The 709-nt window shown below is 51.3% G+C and carries 1 protein-coding gene; it reads right to left on the bottom strand.

Going from position 1 to position 709, the window contains the following annotated elements:
• Positions 1–709, bottom strand: a 709-nt coding sequence (locus OH459_RS28050) for an Ig-like domain-containing protein (protein WP_269989900.1), incomplete at both ends; no start/stop codon positions are given.

The raw sequence follows: 709 nt of genomic DNA, 5'->3' as shown, positions 1-709 counted from the left end.
GAAGACCAGTTTGCCGTCAACAATCGCCACCGTACCCTGCTCTGCTGGTACCGATGCCGCTGTGATAGTCAGCGTATCGTTTTCTGGATCGCTGTCGTTTGCAAGCACATCAATAGTAACCGCAGTGTCTTCATCTGTTGTAACAGTGTCATCCACTGCCACTGGTGCGTCGTTGACTGGGTTAACCGTGACCGCAACCGTTGCATCGTCTGTTAGCTGACCATCTGAGATGGTGTAGCTAATCGTTGCGTCACCATTGAAGTTTTCAGCAGGTGTGAAGACCAACTTACCATCCACGATGGTAACGGTGCCTTGCTCTGCAGGTACTGACGCCGCTGTGATAGTCAGCGTATCGTTTTCTGGATCGCTGTCGTTCGCCAACACATCGATAGTAACCGCGGTGTCTTCATCTGTTGCAACAGTGTCGTTTACTGCCACTGGCGCGTCATTCACTGGATTAACCGTCACCGCAACCGTTGCATCGTCGGTTAGCTGACCGTCTGAGATGGTGTAGCTAATGGTTGCGTCGCCATTGAAGTTTTCAGCAGGTGTAAACTCCAACTTGCCGTCGACAATCGTCACCGTACCTTGCTCTGCTGGTACCGATGCCGCTGTGATAGTCAGCGTATCGTTTTCTGGATCGCTGTCGTTCGCCAATACATCGATAGTAACTGCAGTGTCTTCATCCGTTGACACAGTATCGTTCACC

Source organism: Vibrio sp. MM46, assembly GCF_027587135.1.
Taxonomy (GTDB): domain Bacteria; phylum Pseudomonadota; class Gammaproteobacteria; order Enterobacterales; family Vibrionaceae; genus Vibrio; species Vibrio harveyi.
This window is presented reverse-complemented; position numbering and strand designations above follow the sequence as displayed.